This window comes from Amycolatopsis sp. lyj-108 (assembly GCF_046549005.1).
Classification (GTDB): Bacteria; Actinomycetota; Actinomycetes; order Mycobacteriales; family Pseudonocardiaceae; genus Amycolatopsis.
In genome coordinates this window covers 1162100-1178060 of record NZ_JAJPWQ010000001.1, presented here as the reverse complement: position 1 = coordinate 1178060, position 15961 = coordinate 1162100, and the positions used below count along the sequence as shown (strand labels likewise).

Annotated in this window: 20 protein-coding genes; 5 read left to right on the top strand and 15 right to left on the bottom strand. The window is 69.9% G+C overall.

Annotated elements, in window-relative coordinates; all coding sequences use genetic code 11:
- Window positions 1–8: 8 nt before the first annotated feature.
- Entirely contained in the window at window positions 9–1217 is a 1209-nt protein-coding gene (locus tag ACLJO0_RS05775; RefSeq protein WP_410576853.1) for a glycosyltransferase, read from the bottom strand.
- Window positions 1218–1328: 111 nt separating this feature from the next.
- Entirely contained in the window at window positions 1329–2066 is a 738-nt protein-coding gene (locus tag ACLJO0_RS05770) for an alpha/beta fold hydrolase (protein WP_410576852.1), read from the bottom strand.
- Between the two features lie 39 nt (window positions 2067–2105).
- On the opposite strand from ACLJO0_RS05770, the gene ACLJO0_RS05765 reads away from it, so the two are divergent.
- Window positions 2106–2606 carry a GNAT family N-acetyltransferase gene (locus tag ACLJO0_RS05765; protein WP_410576851.1) on the top strand — a complete coding sequence of 167 codons (501 nt, stop codon included), beginning with the start codon at window positions 2106–2108 and terminating at the stop codon, window positions 2604–2606.
- A 1-nt stretch (window position 2607) separates the two neighbouring features.
- Here ACLJO0_RS05765 and ACLJO0_RS05760 read toward each other — a convergent pair whose 3' ends face one another.
- Together ACLJO0_RS05760 and ACLJO0_RS05755 are read right to left on the bottom strand one after the other, a co-directional pair.
- The gene (locus tag ACLJO0_RS05760; RefSeq protein WP_125792212.1) at window positions 2608–2895 is read right to left on the bottom strand and encodes a hypothetical protein; all 288 of its coding nucleotides are present in this window, start codon (window positions 2893–2895) and stop codon (window positions 2608–2610) included.
- A gap of 247 nt (window positions 2896–3142) precedes the next feature.
- Window positions 3143–3895 (bottom strand): AraC family transcriptional regulator, encoded by a 753-nt coding sequence (locus tag ACLJO0_RS05755; protein ID WP_125792211.1) that lies wholly within the window; start codon window positions 3893–3895, stop codon window positions 3143–3145.
- A 51-nt stretch (window positions 3896–3946) separates the two neighbouring features.
- On the opposite strand from ACLJO0_RS05755, the gene ACLJO0_RS05750 reads away from it, so the two are divergent.
- Window positions 3947–4510: a class I SAM-dependent methyltransferase gene (locus tag ACLJO0_RS05750; RefSeq protein WP_410576979.1), complete on the top strand. Its 564-nt coding sequence runs from the start codon at window positions 3947–3949 to the stop codon at window positions 4508–4510.
- Window positions 4511–4517: 7 nt separating this feature from the next.
- On the opposite strand, the gene ACLJO0_RS05745 is transcribed toward ACLJO0_RS05750, so the two are convergent.
- Window positions 4518–5642 carry an alkaline phosphatase family protein gene (locus tag ACLJO0_RS05745; protein ID WP_410576850.1) on the bottom strand — a complete coding sequence of 375 codons (1125 nt, stop codon included), beginning with the start codon at window positions 5640–5642 and terminating at the stop codon, window positions 4518–4520.
- Between the two features lie 51 nt (window positions 5643–5693).
- Between ACLJO0_RS05745 and ACLJO0_RS05740 the strand changes: the two genes are divergently transcribed.
- Together ACLJO0_RS05740 and ACLJO0_RS05735 are read left to right on the top strand one after the other, a co-directional pair.
- A complete protein-coding gene (locus ACLJO0_RS05740) occupies window positions 5694–5906 on the top strand; it encodes an FmdB family zinc ribbon protein (protein ID WP_038508997.1) in 213 nt (70 codons plus the stop codon).
- Between the two features lie 97 nt (window positions 5907–6003).
- Complete coding sequence (locus ACLJO0_RS05735) at window positions 6004–6936, top strand: mechanosensitive ion channel family protein (protein ID WP_410576849.1); 933 nt, start codon at window positions 6004–6006, stop codon at window positions 6934–6936.
- Between the two features lie 34 nt (window positions 6937–6970).
- Here the strand turns inward: ACLJO0_RS05735 and ACLJO0_RS05730 are convergent, their stop codons facing one another.
- Window positions 6971–7345 carry a DUF6401 family natural product biosynthesis protein gene (locus ACLJO0_RS05730; protein ID WP_410576848.1) on the bottom strand — a complete coding sequence of 125 codons (375 nt, stop codon included), beginning with the start codon at window positions 7343–7345 and terminating at the stop codon, window positions 6971–6973.
- A gap of 60 nt (window positions 7346–7405) precedes the next feature.
- Window positions 7406–8524 (bottom strand): trans-sulfuration enzyme family protein, encoded by a 1119-nt coding sequence (locus ACLJO0_RS05725; protein WP_125792207.1) that lies wholly within the window; start codon window positions 8522–8524, stop codon window positions 7406–7408.
- 59 nt (window positions 8525–8583) lie between these two features.
- Between ACLJO0_RS05725 and ACLJO0_RS05720 the strand changes: the two genes are divergently transcribed.
- Window positions 8584–9069, top strand: a complete 486-nt coding sequence (locus ACLJO0_RS05720) for an Lrp/AsnC family transcriptional regulator (RefSeq protein WP_410576847.1) — start codon at window positions 8584–8586, stop codon at window positions 9067–9069.
- On the opposite strand, the gene ACLJO0_RS05715 is transcribed toward ACLJO0_RS05720, so the two are convergent.
- From ACLJO0_RS05715 to ACLJO0_RS05680, 8 genes are all read right to left on the bottom strand, one after another.
- Window positions 9050–9883 (bottom strand): hypothetical protein, encoded by an 834-nt coding sequence (locus tag ACLJO0_RS05715; RefSeq protein ID WP_410576846.1) that lies wholly within the window; start codon window positions 9881–9883, stop codon window positions 9050–9052. The two genes, ACLJO0_RS05720 and ACLJO0_RS05715, sit on opposite strands and share 20 nt — an antisense overlap.
- Before the next feature lie 32 nt (window positions 9884–9915).
- Window positions 9916–10095 carry a hypothetical protein gene (locus ACLJO0_RS05710; protein ID WP_410576845.1) on the bottom strand — a complete coding sequence of 60 codons (180 nt, stop codon included), beginning with the start codon at window positions 10093–10095 and terminating at the stop codon, window positions 9916–9918.
- 9 nt (window positions 10096–10104) lie between these two features.
- Window positions 10105–11880, bottom strand: a complete 1776-nt coding sequence (locus ACLJO0_RS05705) for a 3-hydroxyacyl-CoA dehydrogenase family protein (RefSeq protein ID WP_410576844.1) — start codon at window positions 11878–11880, stop codon at window positions 10105–10107.
- Window positions 11881–12283: 403 nt separating this feature from the next.
- Window positions 12284–12958 (bottom strand): dihydroxyacetone kinase phosphoryl donor subunit DhaM, encoded by a 675-nt coding sequence (gene dhaM / locus ACLJO0_RS05700; protein WP_410576843.1) that lies wholly within the window; start codon window positions 12956–12958, stop codon window positions 12284–12286.
- A complete protein-coding gene (dhaL, locus tag ACLJO0_RS05695) occupies window positions 12955–13578 on the bottom strand; it encodes a dihydroxyacetone kinase subunit DhaL (protein WP_125792201.1) in 624 nt (207 codons plus the stop codon). Before dhaL ends, dhaM begins: the two co-directional genes overlap by 4 nt.
- Window positions 13578–14579 carry a dihydroxyacetone kinase subunit DhaK gene (dhaK, locus tag ACLJO0_RS05690; protein ID WP_410576842.1) on the bottom strand — a complete coding sequence of 334 codons (1002 nt, stop codon included), beginning with the start codon at window positions 14577–14579 and terminating at the stop codon, window positions 13578–13580. Before dhaK ends, dhaL begins: the two co-directional genes overlap by 1 nt.
- Before the next feature lie 68 nt (window positions 14580–14647).
- The gene (locus ACLJO0_RS05685) at window positions 14648–15649 is read right to left on the bottom strand and encodes a DUF3558 domain-containing protein (RefSeq protein ID WP_410576841.1); all 1002 of its coding nucleotides are present in this window, start codon (window positions 15647–15649) and stop codon (window positions 14648–14650) included.
- 47 nt (window positions 15650–15696) lie between these two features.
- Window positions 15697–15960, bottom strand: a complete 264-nt coding sequence (locus ACLJO0_RS05680; RefSeq protein ID WP_125785107.1) for a hypothetical protein — start codon at window positions 15958–15960, stop codon at window positions 15697–15699.
- Window position 15961: the final 1 nt, after the last annotated feature.

Here is a 15961-nt window from a genome sequence, read left to right as displayed (position 1 = left end):
TGCGGGGGTCAGACAGCGTCCATCAGGAGTTTCGCCGCCACATCGACGCCGTCCGCCCGCACCTCACCGCCGATCTGCCCGGCTCGCGAGGCGACTTCGGGGCGGAGCACCTCGCCCAGGGCGAGCGTCAGCGCTTCGGCGGAGGGCTCCCCGGTGATCGACGTCCCCACCCCGAGTTCCCCGACGCGCTGCGCGAAGTAGGGCTGGTCGAACATCTGGGGCACGAGCACCTGCGGCACACCTGCCAGGGTCGCCGCCGTGGTCGTACCGGCGCCGCCGTGGTGCACGACCGCCGCGACCCGCGGGAAGAGCGCCTGCTGGTTGACGTCGCCGATGGCGAGGCAGTCGGGTGCGTCGTCGATCGGCGCGAGTCCGGTCCAGCCCCGGAACACGATCGCCCGCCGTCCGTGCGCCCTCGCCGCCTCGATCATCGCCTTCGCGATCGCCTCCGGGGCGCGGATGCTCCCGAAGCCGAAGTAGACCGGCGGTTCCCCGTCGTCGAGGAACGCCTCCAGTTCCGGGGACAACGGGCTGTGGTCCGGCAGGATCCAGGCGCCGGTCTGGTGCACGTCCAGCGCCGACGGTCCCCGCCACGGCGCCAGCACCGGATCGGCGGCCAGCCACGGGCTCTCGGTGAAGATGTGCCCGCGGACGTCGTCGACCGGTGGCAGGCCGAGCCCTTTCCGTTGCGCGTCGAGCACCCCACCCCACTGCTCGTTCCACCGTTCCGCGTCGTCGGCCCACAACGCCGGGATGGCGGCATCGGGATTCTTCGGCGCCCATCCCGGGAAAACGGGCGGACGATGGTGCAGCGAAGGCAGCGTTATCGGGCAGTAAGCGGTGAAGAAATAGGGAATCCCTTTTCGCTCGGCCACCGAATGCGCGGCGATGTTCAACGCCATTCCCGCGACGACGGCGTCGCAGCCCTCGGCCACTTCCGGCATCGTCTCGAACTGGTCGACGACCATCGCCTCGGCCATCTTCCGCCGCCCCTCCGGCGTGACCATCGCCCTGGTCATCGCGGAATCCGGCTTCGCCGTCGGACGGAGCTCCGGCCCCAATGGCGCGAAGGAGATCCCGAGACCTTCCGCCCAGTCACGGAAATCCGGCGGCGCGCAGAGCCGGACGTCCTGGCCGAGTTCCCGCAACCGCACCGCCAGTGCCACCAACGGCTGCACCTCACCCCTCGTCCCGATAGTGGACAGGAGTACACGCATGGGAATCCCCCTTCGGCAAAAATATGAAGGGGGAAATTGTGGACCGGGAATGGGGGCTTGCCGCAAGTCCCCCTGTCCGCTATACCTTTGAAGGGGCGAGGGAAAAGCTTTTCACGCGGGGTACCAGCCCAAGATCGCTTCGACCACTCCGGCCGGATCCTCCAGCGGCGTCAGATGTCCCGCCTCCGGCAGTACGACCAAGGTCGCGTCCGGCAGCGTTTCCACCAGGGTGTTCGCCGCCTCCAGCGGGGTCAGGCCGTCCTCTTCGCCGACCACCACCAGCGCCGGCACGGCGGCCGCCCGCAGCGTTTCGAGCGAATCGGGCCGGGCCGCCATCGCGCGCGCCGCCCACGCGATCCCCGACGGCGGCTGCGTCGTGATCAGTTCGCGAACCCGTCCGGCCACTTCGGGGGCTGCCTTCTCGGCGAGCAGTCCTGGCGTGACGGCGTCAGGCATCCATCCGGTGCCTTCCGCCTCGACCCGGGCGGCGACGTCGTGCCGGGCCTGCGCGGCTTCGGGGGTGTCGGCCGTCGCCTTCGTGTCGATGAACACGAGCCCGCCCACCCGTTCCGGCGCGAGGCGCAGCACCGCCATCGTCAGGTAGCCGCCCATCGAGCAGCCGCCGAGGACGACCTTGTCGAGTTCTAGCCGGTCGAGCAGCGCCACGACGTCCCGGGCGGCGTCGTCCAGATCCGGTTCGCGGTCCGTCTCCGGCAGCGGGCTGCGGCCGAGGCCGCGCTGGTCCGGGGTGATCAGCCGCAGCCGTTCCGAGAGCGGCGCGCGGACCGCGTCCCACATGCGGGCGTCGACGGGGAAGGCGTGCAGCAGTACCAGCGGGAGATCCTTCATGGCGTAATTCTGTCGCACCCTGGAGCTACCGTCAGATCCGTGCTGACAGAGATCAAGACGGAGAGGCTGCTGCTGCGGCGGCTGCGCGAGGCGGACCGCGAGAACATCGTCGCGCTGCAGGCCGATCCGGAGACGAACAAGTTCAACGTCGTGCCGCACACCGTCGAGGGTGCGCGGGAGCTGTACGACGCCTGGATGAAGCAATGGGCCGAGCACGGGTTCGGCTATCTCGCGGTGTCCGCCTTGGACGATCCCGACGTGATCGTCGGCTTCGGTGGCGTCCGTTATCACGAATGGAACGGCGAGCGCGTGCTGAACCTCGCGTACCGCTTCTGGCCGTTCGCCTGGGGCAACGGCTACGCGACGGAGATGGCGGCCGCCGTCGTCGAATGGGCCGAACGGGCGATCCCCGGCACCCCGGTGATCGCCAACATCATGGTGTCCAACGAGCCGTCGGTCCGGGTCGCCGAGCGGCTCGGCTTCAAGATCCACACGGAGGAGGAGTTCGAGGGAGCGCCCTCACTGCACATGCGGCGCTGAGTCACCAGCGGCCGGGAGGGCGCCGGGACCGCGCGCCCCAGCACGCCTTGTGCCAATGGCGGCGGTCGGCGACCCCGCCGGTGCCGTCGGCAGGCCAGGCGACCACATGCGGGGTCCCCTGCCGGATCTCGTGGTCGCAGCCGGGGCAGCGGTAGTCCTTGGTGGCCTGCGCGCCGGGCACGGTGCGCACCAGCCATTCGCCGTCGGCGGCGGTTTCGGAGCGCGCCCAGCCGGTCGACGCGCCGAGGTCGGGGCGTTTACCGCGTTCGGGCCGGTTACGTCGTGGCACGCCGAAACGGTATACGGCCGGGTGCCGGGTGATCCCGCTCGCTCGCGGTTCGGTCGCGTGATACGCCTTCAATCACGCGAGTTCCGCCTCCAGACACGCGAGTTCCGCCTGCGATCACGCATGTTCCGCGGGACGTCACGTGACCGGAGGGACGGCACGCGGCGGAATCGGACCGCAGGTGTGACGGAAGGCGTAACTCGCGTGATCGCAGGCGTATCTCGCGTGATTGAAGGCGTAACTCAGCACGCTAGCCGCCGAAGTAGGCGCCCGGCGTCACACCGACCGCCCGGCGGAAGGCGGCGACGAAAGCGCTCGGCGAGGAGTAGCCGATCCGGCGGGAGACCGCGGTCAGCGGCATGCCCTCGGCCAGCAGCGGCAGGGCCGCGCGCAGCCGGGCCTGCACCCGCCACGCGCCGAACGTCGTCCGGCATTCGGTGAGGAACAGCCGCGCGAGCGTACGTTCGCTCGCGCCCGCGTCGTGCGCGAAATCCGCGAGGCCGCGGCGGTCCGCCGGATCGGCGATCACCGCCCGCGCGACGGTCAGCGCGCGCCCGTCCGACGGCATCGGCACGGTGATCGGCACGACGTCCACCGGTTCGAGCAGGTCGAAGGCGACGGCCTCGGCCCGGCGGCGCGCGTCGTCGCCGAGGCCGGCCGCGCCGAGGTGCTCCAGCAGTTCGCGAAGCAGCGGGCGGACGGCGACGAGCGTCGGTTCGCGCCAGTGCACCGGGCACCGGTCTCGAGCGGCGTAGATCCCCCGTAACACGGTCTGCGCGGTGGCGCCGGTCCGGTGCACGACACCGGCCGGGATCCACAGCGCGCGCGTCGGCGGCAGCACCCAGTGCCGCTCGCCGACGTTCACGCTCAGGATCCCCCGCGCCGCCCAGGCGAGCTGGTGGCCGTCGTGCTCGTGCCACGGAAGCCACGTACCGGCTGGCAGCTCCATCTCGCCGAGCACCATCGCCGTCGGCATCGGGGGAAGGAGTCCGATTCTCGACATTACTTGGCAGCCTATCGCCTACCGGTCACGGCTAGCTTCGGGTTCATGCCGATGAACCTGGTGCACCGCAAACTCTGCAGTTCCGCGCTGTGGGCGAAAGCCGTCGCCGCCGAGATGCCGGGCAACGTCGCCGGTTTCGACCTCGGCGACTCCGTGCTGGAGGTCGGCCCCGGCTTCGGCGCGACCACGCGCGCGCTCGTCCGGCTGGTCCCCCGGCTCACCGCGGTCGAGATCGACGAGGCCTCGGCGGACCTGCTCAAGCGGGAGTTCGACGGCCGGGTGCGGATCGTCCGGGGCGACGGCGCGGCGATGCCCTTCGAGGACGGCGAGTTCTCGGCGGTCGTCTGCTTCACGATGCTGCATCACGTGCCGACGACCGCGTTGCAGGACGCGATCTTCGCCGAGGCGTTCCGGGTGCTCCGCCCCGGCGGCGTCCTGCGCGCGATCGACAGTCTGGCGAACGTGCCGTTCCGGCTCTTCCACCTCGGCGACACGATGAACGCGCTCGACCCGGTTTCGCTCTGGCCCCGCCTCACCGCCGCCGGATTCACCGACATCGACGTCGAGCACGTGCCGAAGCGGAGCGTGAAGTTCTCGGCCAGGAAGCCCGTCTGACGCGGGGCTAGCCGCGCGCGAGGACCAGCGGGACGAGCTGTTCGGCCGGGGTCAGCGAGCCGTGCTGGCCGACCAAGGAGGACTCGACGGCCTCGGCCAGTTCCCGCACGAGCCCGAACCGCCCCTTCGACGCCACGACCACGTCGCCGATCCGCGGCCGGACCCGGTCGGAGACCGGCCCGAACCAGCCAGCCTCGACGGCCTCGTCGCGCGGAAGGATCCACGCCCGGTCGCCGATCACCTCGCGCCAGGCCGCCAGCACGTCGGCCTCGGCGCCCGGTTCGCTGTAGACGTGCCTTGCCCGGACCTCACCACCGATCGCCCGGACGCCGCCGAGCAGCGCCGGTGTCTCGTCGATGTCGAGCGCGCCCTCGACGGTCACCATGCCGTGGTCGGCCACGACCGCCAGGAGCGCACCGGACGGCAGGCCGTCCACAATGGACTCGACGAGCCGGTCGACGTGGCGCAGCTGCATCCGCCACGGCGCCGAACCGGGGCCGTAGATGTGGCCGAGCATGTCGAGTTCGCTGTGGTAGCCCCAGCAGAACGCCGGCCGCGTTTCGAGGCAGTGCAGGATGCAGGCGGCCAGGTCGCCGAGCGCGTGGACGCCGACATAACGCGCGCCGGACTGTGTCGCGCGGGTGAGCGCGGTGTCGGCGAACTTCGCCGAAGACACCACGCTGGTCGTGATCCCGGCGGCCGCCGCGCGTTCGAACGTCGTCGGCAGGGGCTGGACCTCGCGCGGAGGCAGGGCGCCGCGGAGATCGCCGCCGTCCACATGGCTGGTCCAGCGCAACGCGTTCAGGACGCCCGTCCCCGGCACCTCGAAGCTGTACCCGACGAGGCCGTGTTCCCCCGAGGCGAGCCCCGTGCCGATCGCGCCGAGACCGGCCGCCGTCGTCGACGGGAAACCGACCCGCAGGGGCGACTTCGCCAGCTGGGTGAGCACGGGCGCGTCGGCGGAGTGCTCGGCCAGCAGTTCCCAGCCGAGACCGTCGATGAGCAGGACACAGGCGCTGGACGCCTCCACCAGACTCAGCGAGTTGGCGAACCCGTCGGCGCCGAGGGCGGACAGCACGGAAGGGACGACTTGGCCGAGATGCGGCACATGCGCCGCGACAGGCAGTTCCACCCGGCCAGCTTGCCATCCCGGAGCCGTCGAGGAGATGGGATAATGCCGGACATGCCGACTTACGCTTACCGCTGCCGCGAATGCGCGGGGACCTTCGAACTGCTGCGGCCGATGAGCGAGTCCGGTGCGCCCGCGCCGTGCCCGGAGGGTCACCAGGACACCGTGAAGCTGCTGACGACCGTCGCGCTGACCGGCTCGGCTTCCGGTCCGGCCCCCGTTCCCGCAGGTGGGGGCGGCTGCTGCGGAGGCGGCTGCTGCAGTTGACCCACCCGTTCGGGTGGCGCAACGTGTGATCGCCCGATTGGCGGGTACCCCCCTCCCACCAGCCTGGAAGCTCCAGTGGTGGAAGGGAGAACGTCCAGTGGCCACATCAGCACTGGCGGCCGTCGACTTCGGTCAAGGCGTGTCGAGCGCCTGGAGTTCGGTCGCCACTTTCGTCCCGAAACTACTCGCGTTCCTGGTCATCCTGTTCATCGGCTGGCTGATCGCGAAGGCCCTCGCCAAAGCCGTGAGCATGGTGCTCGAGAAGGTCGGTTTCAACCGGCTCCTCGATCGCGGGGGCTTCAAACAGATGCTCGCGCGCAGCCAGTTCGACGCGTCGAACATCATCAGCAAGATCGTCTACTACGCGATCCTGCTGATCGCCCTGCAGTTCGCGTTCGGCGTGTTCGGCCCGAACCCGGTGAGCTCGCTGCTCAACGAGATCGTCGCCTGGCTGCCGCGCGCCATCGTCGCGATCGTCATCGTGGTGATCGCCGGCGCGATCGCCAAGGCGGTCAAGGACCTGGTGGGCAACGCCCTCAGCGGCGTTTCCTACGGCAAGGTGCTCGCCACCATCGCCTCGGTGTTCATCTGGGGTCTCGGTGCGATCGCCGCGCTGAACCAGATCGGCGTGGCCACCGCGGTCACGTTGCCGGTGCTGATCACCGTGCTCGCCACGGTCGGCGGCATCGCCGTCGTCGGTGTCGGCGGTGGTCTCATCAAGCCGATGCAACAGCGCTGGGAGACCTGGCTCGGCCGGGCCGAGGCGGAGATCCCCGCCGCGAAGGCGCAGGCCGAGGCCTACCAGCGCGGTCGCGAAGACGCCGGCCGCTCCGGCGGCGTGCCCGCCGAGCGCACGACGGTCAGCGAGCCGGTGTCCGCCGGGCACCACGCGGCCGACCCGAACCGGATGGGTCAGCAGCCGACGCAGCACCAGCAGTTCCCGCCAAGCCAGGGCCAGGTGCCTCAGCACCAGGATCCCGGCCAGCGGCCCCCCGGTGGAAACATGCCCCCTCCGCCGGAGTACCGCTGACCTTCCACGGGAGCGGGTGGGGCATCCGGCCGCCCTACCCGTTCCCGGTCGGCCGGTCGTCGATCGTGGCGGCCAGCGAACACACGCCGACCAGCCGCGCGGTCATCCAGTCACTGGTGGTCCAAGCGGACAGATCGGCCGGAGCACGGAACGCCCACCCCTTGGTCTTCGCCTCGTCGAGCAGCCCGCGCGCGTAGCCGGCGAGGAGGACGACCCCGGCGACCGCCGCCGAGCCTTCCACCCCCGCCGCGAGGATGTCCCGCACCGCGGCGGAGTGCTGATCGAAGACGGCCGACAGCCCGGGCACGGCCGCCGCCGCGGCGAGCCCGGCGACACCGATCTGCTGGTGCAGCCGGGAAAGCGTGCTACGAGCCGAAGATTCCACCCAGGACGAGACCAGATCTTTCACCCGACCAGGTTAGCCACGCAGGACGATTTGTCGACATCCCGGTGACGACGATCGCAGAACTCAGCACGCCTTGAGTGCCTGATCCAGGTCGTGCCACAGGTCCTCGACGTCCTCCAGCCCCACCGACATGCGGATGAGCCGGTCGGTGACCCCCGCGCCGCGCCGGTCGTCCTCGGCCACGATCCGGTGACTGATCGACGCGGGATGCTGGATGAGCGAGTCGACGCTGCCGAGGCTGACGGCCGGGGTGATCAACCGGACCGCGCCGATGAGCGCGTGCGGATCCCCGTCGACCTCGAACGCGATCAGCGGACCGCCGATGGCCGGGTAGTGCACGGCGCTCACGTTCGCGTGACCGCGAAGCCGCTCGACGAGTTCGGCGGCCGTCGCGGACGCGGCGTTCACTCGCAGCGGAAGCGTCGAGAGGCCGCGAAGCAGCATGTATCCGGCCAGCGGGTGCAGCACGCCTCCGGTGGCGAAGCGAATCTGCCGCAGCATCCCCGCGTCTTCGGCGCTACAAGCGACCACGCCACCCATGACGTCGCCGTGGCCGCCGAGGAACTTGGTCGCGCTGTGCAGGACGAAGCGGGCGCCGTGCCGTCCCGGCCGCTGGAGCACGGGAGTCGCGAAGGTGTTGTCGACCAGCACCGGGACCTCGCCCGCGGCACGCACGATCTCGGCGATGTCGACCTCGCGCAGGGTCGGGTTCGCGGGTGTTTCGAGCAGCACGAGGCCGGTGTCGGGCCGCAGCGCCGACGCGACGCCTTCCGGATCGGCCCAGGTCACCTCGGTGCCGAGCAGACCGGACGTGAGCATGTGGTCGGTGCAGCCGTAGACCGGCCGGACGGCGACGACATGCCGTTTGCCCTGCGCGACGGCGGCGAGCAGCGAAGCCGAAACCGCGGCCATGCCGGTGGCGAACGCGACAGCGTCGTCGAACCCTTCGAGTTCGGCGAGCGCCTTCTCGAACCGTTCGACGGTCGGGTTGCTCAGCCGCCCGTAGACCGGGAGCCCGGACAGTGAGCCCGAGGCGGCGAATTCATCGATGCGGCTTGCCTCCTCGACACTGTCCCGCGACGGGTAGGTCGTGGACAGGTCGAGCGGAACGGCGTGGACGCCGAGGTCCGTGAGATCGTCACGGCCGGCGTGGACGGCTCGGGTGCGCAGCGTTGCGGTCATACTCCAGATGGTGCGTTTTTCTCCGGATAATCCGCAATAACCTCGGATATCATTCGCCGATGTCAGATTCTGTCGAACTGAGCACGGTTGATCTTCGAATTCTGCGGCTCCTCCAGAACGACGCCCGGATCTCGAACAAGGATCTGGCCGCCGAGGTCGGTATCGCGCCTTCGACCTGTCTCGACCGTGTCAACCGGCTGCGTGAGCTCGGGGTGATCACCGGCCAGCGCGCGGAGGTGGACGCCGCCAAACTCGGCCGCCCGCTCGAAGCGCTCCTGTTCGTCCAGGTCCGCCCGCACCGGCGGGCGCTGGTCGACTCGTTCGTCGAGCATCTGCTGGCGCTGCCCGAGGTCCGCGCCGTCTACCACCTGACCGGCCCGGACGACTTCCTCGCGCACGTCGCCACCGCTTCGGCGACCGAGCTGCAACGGCTGGTGCTCGACGAGCTGACCGCCCGCGACGAGGTCGCGAGGGTGCACACGAACCTGGTCTTCCAGCACTGGAGCGGGGGACCTTTACTACCGCCTAGTCGATCCGCACCTTGAACGGATGCGTGACGTCGGCGGGGCAGGTGAAGACGTTCAGCGCCCCTTGACGGCCGAACGTCCAGCCCGCTGGTTCGCCTTCGCCCGCTTCGCATCCGCAGCCGACCTCGTGCTCCTCCGTGGCCAGCGCGATCGTCTGACGCAGTTCGGCGCCGCACTCCCGGCAGCCCAGCTCGTGCCGATCGGTGGCGTCCCAGGCTGTCCAGCCGCCGATCTTCGAATAGTGACCCAGCTCGGGCCAGCCATCCGGCTCGTCGCCCGCGCCCTCGGGGATACCGAGCGCCGAGCGGGTCTCCGCCGGGAAGTCGCAGAGCCGGGGCAGTTCGTCGATCGAGCACGGTTCGAAAACGCAGGGTTCCGGCAGGTAGGCGGCCTTGGCGTCCTCGGGGGCGGGCGGCGGGTCCGCGATGTCCCGCACCTCGCTCGAATCACGCCAGATCAGCCGCACCGCGGGCCCCTGGTGATGAAGGCTGTCGTGTTCCATCGGGCAGAACAGCATCTGCAGGACGTCGGTGCCCTCCGGGAAGGGCAGCTCCGGGAAGTCGTCGCGGAAGAACTGCGCCGCGCCGACCATCGCCGGAACCGGCTGGTCGAGCGGATGCCCGCCCGCCCACGCGTCGTCGGAAGCGTCCGGGTCGGGCGGCCAGGTCACCGGGCACTCCGGCCACGGTTCGTCGGACGGCCAGAGCAGCGGGCCGCCGAAGTGGCTTTCGTCCGGACCGGGCACCCCCGGCGCGGGGTGCAGCCGGATGGCCGTCCGGACCAGGTCGTTCAGGCCGGGGATGGGCATCCCGTCGTATGTGAGCTGACGCACTCACGCGAGCTTAGAGGTCCGGGAGCGGATCTTCAGGTTTTGCCCGCAGGATCTCGGCCGGTCGTCATGATCGTGATCGTCTTGCGGCTCACCGCGAAGAACACGCACGGATTGACACTGCCCGCGATGTCGGCTGGGAACACGTAGTGGATCTCGTCGTCCGGATCGAGGAGTTCCTTGATCCGTTTCCTGACCCCCGGGGAAACCGGCATGTCACCAAGCTACCGGGCCGAGTAGTCCTTGAACCCCTTTCCGGTCTTCCGGCCCAGCCGCCCGGCGGTCACGAGGTGCTCCAGCAGCGGCGCGGGCGCGAAGCCCTCTTCACGGAACTCGTTGAACAGGGTCCGCTGGATCGCCAGCGAAACGTCCAGCCCGACGACGTCGAGCAGTTCGAACGGGCCCATCGGCAGTCCGCAGCCCACCTTCATCGCGGTGTCGATGTCGTCGGCCTCCGCGTAGTGCGCCTCGAGCATCTTCACCGCGTCGTTGAGGTACGGGAACAGCAGCGCGTTGACGATGAATCCGGCCCGGTCGCCGCAGTGCACAGGGTGCTTCCCGACCGCCGCGCAGACGGCGTCGACGGTCGCGATCACGTCGGGCGCGGTGGCAATGGTCGAGACGACCTCGACGAGTTTCATCACCGGCGCCGGGTTGAAGAAGTGCACGCCGACCACGTCCGAAGGCCGCGAGGTGGCGGCCGCGCATTCGATGACCGGCAGCGAGGACGTGGTCGTCGCCAGGACCGCGCCCGGCTTCACGACGTCGTCGAGCGCGGCGAAAACGGCCTGCTTGACGGCCAGATCCTCGGCCACCGCCTCGACGACCAGGTCCACGTCGGCCAGTTCCTCGAACTCCACCGCGGGCGAGATCCGGCCCAGCGCGGCGGCGGCGGCCTCTTCGGACAGTTTGCCCTTGACAACGGCCTTGTCCAGCGACTTCTTCACCCGCGCGACGGACGCCGCGGCCTTCTCCGCGCTGCGTGCCCGCAGGATGACCTCGTAGCCGCGTTTCGCGAACACCTCGACGATGCCGGTCGCCATGGTCCCGGTCCCGACGACACCGACCTTGCGCACCTCCCGCGCCGATCCGGTGTCCACTGTGGACTTCGTGACCGCGTCGGTCACGGTCGGCGAATCGGGCTCGTCGTAGGTGTAGAAACCCTGCCCCGTCTTCCGGCCGAGCAGGCCGGCGGTGATCATCTGCTTCAGCAGCGGCGCCGGCGCGTGCAGCCGGTTGCGCGACTGGTGGTACATCGTGTCGAGGATCTCGTACGCGGTGTCCAGCCCGATGAGGTCGAGCAACGCCAAGGGCCCCATGGGATACCCGCAGCCGAACCGCATCGCCGCGTCGAGATCCTCACGCGTGGCGTAACGCTGCTCGTACATCCGCACCGCGTGGTTGAGATACCCGAACAGCAGGGCGTTCGCGATGAACCCGGCGCGGTCCCCGATCACCACCGGGGTCTTGCCGAGGCGTTCGGCGAACGCGACGACGTCGGTGATCACGTCGGGTTCCGTGACGACCGTGCGGACGATCTCGACCAGTTTGAGGATCGGCGCCGGGTTGAAGAAGTGCATCCCGACGACCTTGCCCGGCCGCGCGGTGTGCACACCGATCTCGGTGATCGACAGCGACGAGGTGTTCGAGACGAAGATCGTGTCCGGCCCGGTGATCTTGTCCAGCTGCGCGAACACGTCCGATTTCGCTTCGAGACTCTCCGGGATCGCCTCGATCACCAGGTCCACATCGGACAGTTCGGCCAGCGACGTGGTGTACCGGATCCGGCCGAGCAACGCGTCGCGTCCGCCGGCGTCGAGTTTGCCGCCGGACACCGCCCGTTCGGTCGAATGCTCCAGATGACCGCGGCCCCGGCTCACGCCGTCGTCGTCGATCTCCACCGCCACGACGGACACGCCGCTCCGCGCGAGCACCTCGGCGATCCCGGCACCCATGGTGCCGAGACCGATGACTCCCACACTCGAGATTTCCCGCGCCACAACCGGCCTCCGGAGGTTACTCGCTGGTAGTTTCTCCGATCGTGCCATGCCGGGACGCGGAAAGCAGCGGCTGTCACCCTCCGAATCGAGTAAGTGTCACTCGCGGACGAGGTCGCATGGGGACTTTCCCCTGCGTGCGACGCGAGGAATGTGCCCTTCACGGCCGCCGATGCCAGGAAAGGCTCTTTCCTTGCAAATTTTGCAAGGAAAGAGCCTTTCCTGGCGTTAGGCGAGGGATCAAGGGACCTTTGCTACCGCCTCCGGCCGCGGGCCGCCGTGAAGCCCACCTTGAGGGACCCAGAGTCCGTGAGGGCCTCCTTCACTACCTTCACGGTAGGGAAGGAGGCCCTCACGGCACGAGCGCCGCACGAGCAGCGCACGAGACCCGGACGAGCCCCTCAGCTCACTCGCCGAAGTTCTGGTCGACGAGGTCCTTCACCTTGGTGAGCGCTTCTTCGGCCTGCGCGCCCTTCGCGCGGACCTCGATCCGGTCGCCCTGGCGGGCGCCGAGCGCCATCAGCGCGAGCACGCTGTTGGCGTCCGCGGTCTCGTCGCCGAGCCGCACGGTGACCTCCGCGTCGAGCCCCGCGATGCTCCGGACCAGGACGGCGGCGGGCCGTGCGTGCAGCCCGACCTCGTTCCGCAGCGTGAGTTCGACACTGCTCTCGCCGTCCCGCGCACCTTCGTCGAACGTCAGGTCCGGCGGGGCGCCCGCCGAAGCGGCGGCAGCGGCGACGGCGTCGCGATCCGCCCCGCCCTGTGCCGCGACGGCGGCGGCGATCGCGCCTTCGACCAGCGGCGCGTCGACGACGACCGCGGCCGACGGGTCGGCGAGCGATTCGACGGCCAGTTCCGCGGTCATCTGCGCGCTGCCGAGGTCGTACAGCAGGACGACGCCCGCTCCCGCGTCGGCGCGCTGCGTCGCGGCGACGACCTCGTCGTAATCCGTTCCGATCCCGCCGTCGGCCAGGCCGCCCGCCGCCGCGATGGTGACGTCCGGGGCCATCTGCGCGGCGAGTTCCGCGAGCCCTTCGGCGAGTTTGGAACTGTGGGAGACGAGCACGATTCCGACGCTCACTTGGCGGCCTCCGCGAACGCGCGCAGCAGCAACGCGGTCGAACGGGCACCGGGATCCATATGCCCCTTGGCGCGTTCACCGAGGTACGACGCGCGGCCCTTGCGCGGTACGAGGTCCACAGTGGACTCGGCGCCCTTGTCCGCGGCGTCTGCGGCCGCGGACAGGATCGCCGCGACGTCGGAGCCGGACGCCTCCTCGGCGGCGGAGACGGCGGGGATCAGGGCGTCGACCATGGTCGCGTCTCCCCCGACGGCCTTGCCGCGCGCCTGGACACCTTCGAGTGCCGCGCGCAGAGCCTCCACGAGCAGCGGGCCGTCCACTTCGGCCGCGTCGCCCAGTTTCACCGAGGCGCGCAGGAAAGCCGTGCCGTACAACGGGCCCGCCGCACCGCCGACCTTCGAGATCAACGTCGTGGCGGCCAGTTTCGCGACCGCCGCGGGGGTCTCGGGGGTCGCGTTGTCCAAAGCGGACACGATGGCGGTGAACCCGCGGTCCATGTTCTCACCGTGGTCGGCGTCGCCGATCGCGCGGTCGAGGTCGACCAGTTCGGCGCGATGCTCGGCGATCACCGCGGCCGCCGCCCGCAGGGCGGCGGCGAGCGTCTCGGCGGTGCACGCCATCAGACTCCCCACCTCAGTGCCGGGGTGTTCACCGGCGCGTCCCACAACTCGGTCAGCTCGTCGTCCAGTTTCAGCAACGTCAGGCTCATCCCCTGCATCTCCAGGCTGGTGATGTACGGCCCCACCAGGCGCCGCTCGACCACGATCCCACGCTCGGCCAGCAGCCGCTCGGCGATCCCGTGGGCAAGGTACAGCTCGACCAGCGGGGTCCCGCCCATCGAGTTCGAGAACAGCAGGACCTTGTCGCCCTCGCCGAAGGGCAGGTCCGTGACCACCGCGTCGACCATGCGCGCGACGAGTTCGTCGGCGGACAGGGCCGGTGTCCTCTCGATACCGGGCTCGCCGTGGATGCCGATGCCGAACTCGATCTCGTCGTCGGCGAGGTCGAAACTCGGCTCTCCCGCGTGCGGCACCGTCGGCGCGGTGAGCGCGACGCCGATCGACCGGACCTGGCCGATCACCTTGCGCGCCAAGGCCTCCACCGCGTCGAGCGTGTCACCTCGTTCGGCGGCGGCGCCGGTGATCTTCTCCAGCAGCACCGTGCCGCCGACGCCGCGACGGCCGGCGGTGTAGGTGGAGTCCTTGACCGCGACGTCGTCGTCGATGACCACGCTGCGCACGTCCAGCCCCTCGGCGGCGGCGAGTTCCGCGGCGGTCTCGAAGTTGAGCACGTCGCCGGTGTAGTTCTTCACGATCAGCAGCGCGCCCGCGTCCCCGGTGGTGGCCTTGACCGCGGCTTCGACGGCGTCCGGCGTCGGCGAGGTGAACACCGCGCCGGGTACGGCGGCGGAAAGCATGCCCTGTCCGACGAAGCCACCGTGCAGCGGTTCGTGCCCGGAGCCGCCGCCGGAGATCACCGCGACCTTCCCGGCCAGTGGCGCGTCCACGCGCACCACGATCGCCGGGTCGTCCTCCACGCGCAGGACGTCCGCGTGCGCCGCGGCGAGTCCGCGCAAGGATTCCGCGACCACCGTCTTCGGGTCGTTGATGATCTTCTTCAAAGCGGCCTCCGACACGTCGGTGGGTGGGGTGTCCCCTTCCTACCTCGCCAGGCCGGATGCCGCCAGCGTCAGGGCTTCGGCAGCTTGGAGATCACCGATTTGGCGATCTTCACCGCCTTCGCGCAGGACGCCGCTTCGTCCTTCTTCTCGTCGTAGTTCTTGTAGATCACGCTGACGATCTCGACCTGGTCGTCGGCCCACGGCTTGTGCTGCCATTCGACCTTGCACTCGGCGTCGCTGCCGCTGCCGCCCTTTTGGTACGCGGTGACGCCGTCGATCTCGACCTTCGTGCTGCCCTCGCGCTGCTCCGGCGGCAGGCCGGGGCGGAAGCCGATGGAGATCCGCGGGTTGGAGCCCGGGGTCCAGTCGCAGGAGTGGAAGGTGGTCAGCGTGGTGGCACCGTGCGGCACCACCTCACCGAGGACGGCGGGGTCGGCCACGGTGCACGGGTCGACAGCGGTCAGCGTGCCCGCGCTGGAGGGGTACTTCGCCGGTGAGGCGTGCAGGCTCTTCACGGCCTTGGCCGCCACCGCGCGACCGGTCGCACAGGGGTCCCCGCCGTCGTAGGTGACCGAGAAGCTCACCCCGCGTTCAGGCTTGCGCAGCGTCATGATGCCGACGTCGCAGCTCTTGCCGTCCTTGCTCTTCCGCTCGATCTGCGGAAGCCCTTCGACCGCCGAGACGGTGACGCCACTGGTCGAGACGTATGTCGACGCGCCGATGTCCACACCGATCGTGAGTTCCTTGCCTCCGGCGTCGACGACCTTCGTCCGGCAACTGCCGAACGAGATGGTGGACGGCCGTGGGTCCTCCGGGGTGCCGAGGCTGCTCAACGCCTCCTTGCCCACCAGCGGGCAAGGATCGATCGTGCGCATCACCACGGGGGTGACCGCCGGGTCGTTGATGTCACCGTCGGGCACCGAACCGGAACCGGAGCCTGCTTCGGCGGCGACGGTGGTACGGGCGAAGTTGGACTTGCCGAGGTTCTGACCGCAGGCCGACAGCGCGCCGAGTGCGGCGACCAGGGCCAGCACGGACGCGATCCGGCGACGTCGAGCGTTGAGCGACACGTCGTGCACGGTAGCCGGACCGCCTCGCGCCTGTCCGGACAACCCGGCTATTCGCCGCCCTCGCCGTCCGCGCTGGGCGGCACCACGATGGGCCGCAGCTTCGCCCACAGCATGAACAACGCCGCGAACACCAGCATGCCGATGCCCGCCCACAGGTTGATGTTGACGTCGGCGGCCTTGACCAGCTCCTCGTCGGTGGTGAACCAGAGGCCCATGATCGTGAGCACCAGGCCATAGCCGCCGATGAGCAGGGCGATGATCAGCCGGATGTCGAAGACGCCGGCCTTCTTGGGAGCTTGGGACGCAGCCATC

Excerpts from the sequence above, each read along its gene's own strand:
- ACLJO0_RS05710 (WP_410576845.1), bottom strand. The coding sequence starts at position 10,095 with ATGCCGGTTTCCCCGGGGGTCAGGAAACGGATCAAGGAACTCCTCGAT.
- ACLJO0_RS05725 (WP_125792207.1), bottom strand. The coding sequence starts at position 8,524 with ATGACCGCAACGCTGCGCACCCGAGCCGTCCACGCCGGCCGTGACGAT.
- ACLJO0_RS05770 (WP_410576852.1), bottom strand. The coding sequence starts at position 2,066 with ATGAAGGATCTCCCGCTGGTACTGCTGCACGCCTTCCCCGTCGACGCC.
- ACLJO0_RS05775 (WP_410576853.1), bottom strand. The coding sequence starts at position 1,217 with ATGCGTGTACTCCTGTCCACTATCGGGACGAGGGGTGAGGTGCAGCCG.
- ACLJO0_RS05755 (WP_125792211.1), bottom strand. The coding sequence starts at position 3,895 with ATGTCGAGAATCGGACTCCTTCCCCCGATGCCGACGGCGATGGTGCTC.
- ACLJO0_RS05750 (WP_410576979.1), top strand. The coding sequence starts at position 3,947 with ATGAACCTGGTGCACCGCAAACTCTGCAGTTCCGCGCTGTGGGCGAAA.
- dhaL (WP_125792201.1), bottom strand. The coding sequence starts at position 13,578 with ATGGCGTGCACCGCCGAGACGCTCGCCGCCGCCCTGCGGGCGGCGGCC.
- ACLJO0_RS05740 (WP_038508997.1), top strand. The coding sequence starts at position 5,694 with ATGCCGACTTACGCTTACCGCTGCCGCGAATGCGCGGGGACCTTCGAA.
- ACLJO0_RS05680 (WP_125785107.1), bottom strand. The coding sequence starts at position 15,960 with ATGGCTGCGTCCCAAGCTCCCAAGAAGGCCGGCGTCTTCGACATCCGG.
- ACLJO0_RS05720 (WP_410576847.1), top strand. The coding sequence starts at position 8,584 with ATGTCAGATTCTGTCGAACTGAGCACGGTTGATCTTCGAATTCTGCGG.